General features: G+C 71.3%; 7 protein-coding genes and 1 pseudogene. 6 read left to right on the top strand and 2 right to left on the bottom strand.

What is annotated here, in order from left to right; genetic code table 11:
* Positions 1-412: 412 nt before the first annotated feature.
* Together ACR2FV_RS09065 and ACR2FV_RS09060 are read right to left on the bottom strand one after the other, a co-directional pair.
* Positions 413-1,069, bottom strand: coding sequence for a response regulator transcription factor (locus ACR2FV_RS09065; RefSeq protein ID WP_434015366.1), 657 nt, complete (start codon positions 1,067-1,069; stop codon positions 413-415).
* Positions 1,070-1,093: 24 nt separating this feature from the next.
* On the bottom strand, positions 1,094-2,305 hold the full coding sequence (locus tag ACR2FV_RS09060; protein ID WP_434015365.1) for a sensor histidine kinase: 1,212 nt from the start codon (positions 2,303-2,305) through the stop codon (positions 1,094-1,096).
* A 133-nt stretch (positions 2,306-2,438) separates the two neighbouring features.
* Here ACR2FV_RS09060 and ACR2FV_RS09055 point away from each other — a divergent pair, with 133 nt between their 5' ends.
* From ACR2FV_RS09055 to ACR2FV_RS09030, 6 genes and pseudogenes are all read left to right on the top strand, one after another.
* Positions 2,439-3,410, top strand: a complete 972-nt coding sequence (locus tag ACR2FV_RS09055) for an ABC transporter ATP-binding protein (protein WP_434015364.1) — start codon at positions 2,439-2,441, stop codon at positions 3,408-3,410.
* Positions 3,407-4,273, top strand: a complete 867-nt coding sequence (locus ACR2FV_RS09050; protein ID WP_434015363.1) for an ABC transporter permease — start codon at positions 3,407-3,409, stop codon at positions 4,271-4,273. Before ACR2FV_RS09055 ends, ACR2FV_RS09050 begins: the two co-directional genes overlap by 4 nt.
* Positions 4,274-4,328: 55 nt before the next feature.
* Positions 4,329-4,736: a hypothetical protein gene (locus ACR2FV_RS09045; RefSeq protein ID WP_434015362.1), complete on the top strand. Its 408-nt coding sequence runs from the start codon at positions 4,329-4,331 to the stop codon at positions 4,734-4,736.
* A 310-nt stretch (positions 4,737-5,046) separates the two neighbouring features.
* A pseudogene (locus ACR2FV_RS09040) lies at positions 5,047-5,567 on the top strand (GNAT family N-acetyltransferase).
* Between the two features lie 134 nt (positions 5,568-5,701).
* Positions 5,702-5,917, top strand: a complete 216-nt coding sequence (locus ACR2FV_RS09035) for a type II toxin-antitoxin system VapB family antitoxin (protein ID WP_434015361.1) — start codon at positions 5,702-5,704, stop codon at positions 5,915-5,917.
* Complete coding sequence (locus ACR2FV_RS09030; protein ID WP_434015360.1) at positions 5,905-6,336, top strand: PIN domain nuclease; 432 nt, start codon at positions 5,905-5,907, stop codon at positions 6,334-6,336. Before ACR2FV_RS09035 ends, ACR2FV_RS09030 begins: the two co-directional genes overlap by 13 nt.
* Positions 6,337-6,423 lie beyond the last annotated feature (87 nt).

Below are 6,423 nucleotides of genomic sequence, written 5' to 3'. Positions count from 1 at the left end.
GGCCCGACCTCGAGCCGGTCCACGAGCAGCGCGGCATGATCGACCGACAGCGGCGTGTTCCAGCGCATGGCTGCGTACCGGGCCTGATCGAGGGGGAGGTCATGCGCACACTGTTGCCGACGTCGTCCCGTCCCGCGAACGATTTGTAGTGCAACCCCAGCGTGTCCGCAAGAGGATCGGCTAACGGGCACCGCCTCGGCGCGGCTGCGGGCCGGGTCCGACGCGATCACGTTCGAGCGGTGTGAGGCCACCGTCCTCGCTGACCGAGCCCGGACCTTGTGTCACAAGGGATCGGCTAACGGGCACCGCCTCGGCGCGGCTGCGGGCCGCGGTGGCCTGCGTCAACGGCTTCGTATGGCGTTCCGCCGTAGGCGTTGACGACGTCATGCTGGCCGTGGCCGTGGCCTGTGCATCACGGGATGGTGCAGCCGGACTCGATCGCGAACACGACCAGCTGGGCCCGGTCCCTGGCCCGCAGCTTGAGCATCGACCGGCTCACGTGGGTGCGCACCGTCGCGGGGCTGAGCACCAGGGCGGCAGCGATCTCGTCGTTCGAGCGTCCGGTCGCCACCCACGCGACGATCTCCCGCTCACGCTCGGTCAGGTCGGCGATGCCCGGGTGCGGTGCCGTCCGGCGGGAGGGCGAGCCGGCGAACTGCTCGATCACCCGCCTGGTCACCGTCGGCGACAGCAGGGAGCCGCCGTCGGAGACGACCCTGACCGCTGTCAGCAGCTCGGAAGGGTCGCCGTCCTTGAGCACGAAGCCGCTGGCCCCGGCGGCCAGGGCCTCGAACACGTACTCGTCGAGCTCGAACGTGGTCAGCATGATCACGCGCACGCAGGTCAGTGCCGGGTCGGAGGTGATCTGGCGCAGCGCGCCCAGACCGTCCAGCGCGGGCATTCGGATGTCCATCAGGACGACGTCGGGGACGCTGGCGCGGACCAGCTCCATCCCCGCCAGTCCGTCGGCAGCCTCCCCCACCAGCTCGGTGTCGGGCTCGGTCTCGATCAGGGCCCGCAGTCCCATCCGCACCAGCGCCTGATCGTCGACGACCGCGACCCGGATCACGACGGGCCCCTCACCACGGGCACCTCACCACGGGGTCACCGCGACCTCGGCGGTCACCGCGATCGGGAGCTCCGCGCGGACGACGAAGCCGCCCTCGGCTGCCGGACCGGCGTGCAGCGTTCCGCCGACGGCTGAGGCGCGTTGGCGCATCCCGGCGATGCCGGTGCCGACCGGGACGCCGTCCGTGCCGTCCGTGTCGGTCCTGGTCACCCCCCGGTCACGGACCTCGATCACGACGGCGCCGCCGCGGGGGGCCACCCTCACCCACGCAGCCGCCGCGCCGGCGTGGCGAAGCACGTTGGTCAGTGACTCCTGCACGATCCGGTACGCCGCCGCGTCCACGTCCGGCGGCAGCGACGCCGGACGATCGATCTCGTCGTGCACGACGAGCCCGCCGTCACGCATCCGGGCCAGCAGCTGGGGCATGTCGTCCAGCCCGGGCGCAGGCCGGCGGGTAGCCGCGCCGGGGCTGCCGGTCGAGCGCAGTCGCTCGAGGTCGGCGCGCAGGCCGTCCAGCGACTCGCGGCTGGTGGCCTGGATGGAGGTCAGGAGCTCGCGGGCCCGCTCGAGGTCACGGTCGAGCACGTGCAGCGCGACACCCGCGTGCAGGGCGATCACCGCCAGGCCGTGGCCGACGCCGTCGTGCACGTCCTGGGCCATCTCCAACCGCTCCTCAGACGCGGCGCGGCGCGCCTGCTCGGCGCGGACACCGGCCTCGGACCGGCGACGCAGCGCCAGGGAGGCACCGACCGCTGCGGGGGCGGCGACCACCGCGGTCCAGGTGCCTGCCCAGACCAGGTAAGCCAGCCATCCCTCGGAGCTCTGGCCGACGAAGTGCGGGGATGCGGCTGCGGTGGTGACGGCCACGAAACCTACCCCCCAGCCGACAGCGGGTCGCCATGGCAGCCGGGTCGCGACCGCGTAGGCGGCGGCGGGACCGGTCAGCAGGATCGGCCCGAACGGGTAAGCCATCGCCAGGTACACCGACACCGCGACCCCGCAGACGACCAGCCCGACGACCGGCGCGCGGCGCCGCAACAGCTGCGAAAGTCCCGCGACGGCGACCAGCAGGTACGCGAGCGCGTCGAGGGCCTGCACCTGGTCCAGCTGGTTCTGCGCGGCCTGTCCAGTTCCGACCATGCCCACCAGGAGCAGCGGAAGCGCGGGCACCAGGTCCCACCACCAGTCCCGGAGGCCTCGCTCCGGAGCTGGTGGTGGCGTGCGTCCGACGGTCACCCGGCGATGATAGGCCAGCCGGTCGGCCCCGGTCGTCATCCGAGCGACGGCCTACCGTACGTAGATCGGCGTACGTCAGAAGCCGCTCACGCGCCGATGCGGCGTGACGTGGCGAGGCAGCAACGTGGTCGGCATGAGCGAGACCATCGTGACCACCGACCGACTGACCAAGCGCTACGGCGACCGCCTCGCGGTCGACGCCGTGAGCCTGACCGTGCGCCGAGGGGAGGTGTACGGGTTCCTCGGCCCCAACGGCGCAGGCAAGACGACCACGCTGCGGATGCTGCTGGGGTTGATCAGACCCACGGGCGGCCACGCGACTGTGCTGGGGTCATCGCCGGGCAGCCCGAAGGCCGTCGCCCGGATCGGCGCCCTGGTCGAGGGGCCCGGGTTCTACCCGTACCTGACCGGCCGCGACAACTTGCGCGTGATGGCGCGGTACCAGGGCCTCGATGACCCTGCGGTCGACGCCGTCCTCGACCGCGTCGACCTGACCAGCCGTGCCCGCGACAGGTTCGGCTCCTACTCGCTCGGGATGAAGCAGCGCCTGGGCGTGGCGTCCGCACTGCTCGGAGGGCCGGCCCTGCTGGTCCTCGACGAACCGACGAACGGGCTCGACCCGGCAGGCATGGCCGACATGCGCTCGCTCGTCGTCGACGTCGCCGCCGGCGGACAGACCGTGGTGCTGTCGAGCCACCTGATGGGCGAGGTGCAGGAGATCTGCGACCGCGTCGGCGTGATCGCCGGCGGGCGCCTGCTGGCCGAGAGCACGGTGACGGACCTGCGCGGCGCCAGTGCCGTGAAGCTGGTGGCCGCGCCGTTCGACCGGGCTCTCGCCGTGGCGATGCGGGTGGGCGGTGACGACGCCGTCGAGGTTGTCGGCTCGGCCGGGACCGGGGCGGAGACCCGCGGGGAGCTGCGGGTGCAGGCCGACCCGTCGGTGGTCCCTGCGCTGACCCGCGAGCTGGTGGCCGACGGGGTGGACGTGCTCGAGATCCGGGCCGTCGAACGATCGCTGGAAGAGGTGTTCTTCGAGATGACCGGAACGAGCTCGAACCATCAGCACGAGGTACGCACGCTCGAGACACTGGAGGTGTCACGATGAACGCGCTGGTGGCAAGCACCCGGGCCGAGCTTCTGAGGCTGCGCCGCTGGCCAGCGCTATGGGTCCTGGTCGGGTCGTGGATCAGCCTGAACCTGGCGTTCGTGTACGCCTTCAACTACATCGCGTACGTCACCGGCGACGCGTCGTCCCCGGTGACGGAGGGCGTCCCGGCCGAGGCCCTGCTGGCCGACGTCCTGCCCGCGGCGGTGCCGGAGGCGCTCGTACAGGGCATGCCGATGTTCGGCGGCGCCATCCTGATGATCCTGGGAGCGCTCGCCGCTGGAAGCGGCTTCGGCTGGGGCACCTGGAAGACCGTCCTCACGCAGGGCCCCGGGCGAGTGGCTGCGTTCGGCGGCACCATCGTCGCCCTGGCCCTCGTCGTCGTCGGCGTCGTGCTGGCCACCGCCGTCATCGACCTCGGCATCTCCAACGTGCTGGCTGCCGTCGAGTCGCAGCCGCTGGCAGTGCCGCCGCTCGTCGAGATGGCCGAGTCGGTCGGTGCGGGCGTGCTAGTCCTCGGGATGTGGACCGCCGCCGGGGTGCTGATCGGCGTCCTGACCAAGAGCCCCGCACTCGCGGTCGGCCTCGGCCTGGTCTGGGCACTGGTGGTCGAGAACCTGCTCCGCGGCGTCTCGGGCTTGATCGGCGGGCTGTCGGTCGTCACCGACCACCTGCCCGGGACGGCGGCGGGATCGCTGGTCGGCGCGATGGTCGGCGCGCCAGGCGCCGGGGGCGACGGCGACAGCACCCCCGGCGTGCTGACCGTCCTCGACGGCGGGACGGCGGCCTCGGTGCTGCTGGCCTACCTGGCCACGTTCCTGGTCCTCGGTGCGGTGATGATCCGGCGGCGGGATCTGGCGTGAGCTGCCGCCGCAACGCTCCCTCGGCCCCTCTCACCTACGACACGCAGGAGTCCTGATGTCCCGGCCCAACCCCTGGTCCACAGCCCGCCGTCTCGAGGTCAGCGCACTCGCCGTCGCCTGGCTCGCCGTCCTTGTCCAGGCGGTGACGGGTGTCGGCGTCGACTTCCCGACCGTTCCCCCGGCTCTGTTCATCTTGGGGGCGGGGATCGCCGTGACGGCCCTGGTGAGCCGGTGGTGGGGTCCAGCGGCCGGTGCCGTCCCACCGCTCGTCATCGTCGTCGGAGCCGTCGTCGCACCCGACGCCAGGCAGCAGCTCGGCGACCCGGGCGAGCTCGACGTCTTCGTCGGCACCCTGGTCGTCTTCCTGGGCACTGCGACCGGCGTTATCGCCGGCATCGTGGCCACCATCCAGAACCGCTGGGCGCGGCCCGCCGGGCGGCGTGCGGGCACCGATGCCACGTGAGAAGTTCGGACGCCGGTCCGAGAACGTGCCGCGGCCGCGCCGCCCGGGTGTCGCGAGGGATGGCCTGCCTGGTAGTCCCAGCCCATCAGGGTCTCCGCGTCGTGCCTGATGCTTGCTGGGTGTGCTGCCAGTTGATCCGAGGGGCCCTTCTCAGGAACGCACCGTCCCGCCCATCCCGCTGCGGGACCACCAGGCCCGGCGACGGTGGACCCCAGCTAAGCCATGATGACGAGGTGGAACACCTCGTGGTGACGGGCGGCAGGCTGCTCACGGGCTGCTGCCCGCCGTTCTCGTGTCACCGAGCACCTGCGTGACCGGAACTGCGACGCTCCGTGGACAGTGTGTCGTGCTGGTGCCCGTTGCCGCTGAGCACGTACCGGAGCTGCGCCGCATCCTCGCCACGCCGGAGGTGCGGCGCGCTGGCGAGATGAGGACGCCTCGCCGCGGTGGCCCTTCGACGACTCGTCGGCCACTCGCTTCGCCGTGCTGCGTGAAGGGGCGGTGCGCGGGATGGTGCAGTACGGCGAAGAAGACGAGCCCGACTACCGGCACGCCTCGATCGACATCTTCCTCGACCCCGCCGTGCACGGACGTGGTGTCGGCCGCGACACGGTGGCCACGCTGGCGCGCCACCTGGTGCGCGACCGGGGCCATCACCGGCTGGTGATCAACCCAGCGGCCGACAACGAGCCAGCCATCCGTTGATACGCAGCGGTGGGCTTTCGACCCGTCGGGATTATGCGCCGCTACGAGCGTGACGCCGACGGTGTCGGATGGCACGACGGCCTGCTCATGGACCTCCTCGACGGGGAACTCGACCAGCCCCGCTGACAACCCGCCCCTCCTCACCCGGCACGGCATCGGTGGTTACCGGCGCCCATCCCCGCGCCGGTAGTCGATCGGTGACCGGGCAGGCACAGATATCAACTGAGGTACGATCTTGATATCCGCTCGCGATCTGGGAGATGCCGGTGACACGTACTTTGATCGACGCTGACGATGAATTGCTCGAACGCGCCCGGGTACTGCTTCGTACCGGGACGAAGAAGGACACCGTCAACGCTGCGCTTGCCCAGGTGGTTGCTCTCGACGCGCGCCGACAGTTCCTGGACGATGCTCGCGCTGGGGCCATCTCCGACGCTACGGATGACACGGTGATGGACCGAGCGTGGCGGCGGTAGCGCGGTATCTGGCCGACACGAGCGCCTTGTCCCGCCTTGATCGTCCTGCGGTCGACGCCTCGCTCTCCCCGCTCATCGAAGCTGGCGAGGTCGCGACGTGTGGCATGGTCGAACTCGAAGTGCTGTTCTCGGCGCGAAGTCCAGCTGACTACGTCCGCCGCCAACGGCAGTTGCACGATGGTTTCGAGCAGTTGGCCATGCCGGATGAGGTGTGGCAGCGCGCGCTGGAAGTGCAGGCTGCGCTCGCCACGCGGAGCGAGCACCGCGGCGCAGCACTACCTGACCTGCTAATCGCAGCCACGGCCGAGCGACACCGTGTGACCGTGCTGCACTACGACCACGAGTACGACCTCATCGCCTCGGTGAGCGGTCAGGAGGCGCACTGGATCGTCCCGCGAGGTACCGCAGACACGCCGTAGACGCCATCCCGCAGGAGGATCCGCTTGCGGACTAGCACCAGAGCGAGGCGCCGGGCCGCTCGGAGCCGATGCGGCAGCGCGCACGCG

The organism is Ornithinimicrobium sp. (genome assembly GCF_051004135.1).
In the GTDB taxonomy this organism is placed as follows: domain Bacteria; phylum Actinomycetota; class Actinomycetes; order Actinomycetales; family Dermatophilaceae; genus Ornithinicoccus.
The sequence above is the reverse complement of the archived record's forward strand: the minus strand, read 5'-3'. Positions and strand labels throughout refer to the sequence as shown.

What these genes read in the sequence shown, in the direction of transcription:
- ACR2FV_RS09055 (WP_434015364.1), top strand. Translation starts at nt 2,439, where the DNA reads ATGAGCGAGACCATCGTGACCACCGACCGACTGACCAAGCGCTACGGC.
- ACR2FV_RS09045 (WP_434015362.1), top strand. Translation starts at nt 4,329, where the DNA reads ATGTCCCGGCCCAACCCCTGGTCCACAGCCCGCCGTCTCGAGGTCAGC.
- ACR2FV_RS09035 (WP_434015361.1), top strand. Translation starts at nt 5,702, where the DNA reads ATGCCGGTGACACGTACTTTGATCGACGCTGACGATGAATTGCTCGAA.
- ACR2FV_RS09050 (WP_434015363.1), top strand. Translation starts at nt 3,407, where the DNA reads ATGAACGCGCTGGTGGCAAGCACCCGGGCCGAGCTTCTGAGGCTGCGC.